The sequence below is a fragment of the Streptomyces sp. NPDC057445 genome (assembly GCF_042802855.1).
In the GTDB taxonomy this organism is placed as follows: domain Bacteria; phylum Actinomycetota; class Actinomycetes; order Streptomycetales; family Streptomycetaceae; genus Streptomyces.
In genome coordinates this window covers 1-1,114 of the sequence record NZ_JBHVDH010000072.1, presented here as the reverse complement: position 1 = coordinate 1,114, position 1,114 = coordinate 1, and the positions used below count along the sequence as shown (strand labels likewise).

1 protein-coding gene is annotated in these 1,114 nt (G+C 73.2%); it reads right to left on the bottom strand.

Going from position 1 to position 1,114, the window contains the following annotated elements:
* The coding region (locus tag ACFU5O_RS37485; RefSeq protein WP_384247512.1) for an AAA family ATPase at positions 1–1,114 on the bottom strand (1,114 nt) is incomplete at both ends.

The following is a 1,114-nucleotide window of genomic DNA, read 5'->3' as shown; positions in this document are numbered from 1 at the left end:
GGAGGCGTAGCCGAGCTCGCACTGGCTGGCGAGGTAGTGGGCGGGCAGCCGGATGCGGCCGTGGTGCCCGGTGTTCTTCACGATCGCGTCCCCAGACGCAAGGATCTTCTGGATGGTCCAGGTGTCGCCGTTCTTCACGAAGTCCCGCCCGCCGCGCAGCGTCATGCGGCGCCGGTTGAGACGGGTGACGATGACATCACCGACGTGGGCCTGAAGACCTGCGCGCAGCCGGGCGGTGGAGCGGGTGTCGACATCGCGGGCGGCGATGCGTGAGGCCTGGGCGCGCAGGTTGAGTGCGGTGACCGTGGCCGTGTCGGCGGCCGTCATCAGCGAGGTGCGGCCCCGGCCGGTGTCCCTGTCCCAGGCCGCGAACACCGCGTCGCACATCGCCTCCAAGTCGCCGGCGACGATGCGGCCCCCCGCCCGGTACCAGCTGAACGCCTCCCGGTGGTCGTCGCCGTCGCGCAGAAGGAGGGAGGCGTCGGCCTCGCCCGGAACACGGAAGCGGTGCAGGCGGTCCAGTTCGACCGTGCCGCCCGCGCGGGCGATGAGGCGCAAGGCTCCCCCGGCCTCGACGGCGGCCAGCTGGTGCGTATCGCCCAGCAGCCGCACCACCGCGCCACAGGCGGCGGCGTCGGCGAGGATCTCATCGAACAGCAGGGTGCCGGCCATGCCCCCTTCGTCGACGAGGACGACGTCGCCGCGCCGCAGCCGGAACTCCTCCCCCACCGTCTTGCCCTCGGCAGCCCACCTGCGCTGGTGGAGCCAGGAGTGCAGGGTGTGGGCGGGCCGGTTCAGATCGGTGCCGAGGACCTTCGCGGCGCGTGAGGACGGCGCGAGAGGGATCAGCCGGTGCCCCGCGGCGTCTGTGGCGGCAGCCACCAGCCGCATGGCGGTGGTCTTTCCGGCACCGGCCGGGCCGAGCCCGGCGAGCAGCAGCCGCTCCGACAGGGCGAAAGAGCGGGCCAGTTCCCGCTGCCCGCTGTCCATCGGCCCGCGGTGCAGAGCCGCAACCCGGCTGAACGTGGAACGCGACACAGACGGCACCACGAGGGTGCGGGCGGCGGCCAGCAGCCGCATCTCGGCGGCCAGCAGCGTGCGGGTGGTGTAGGTG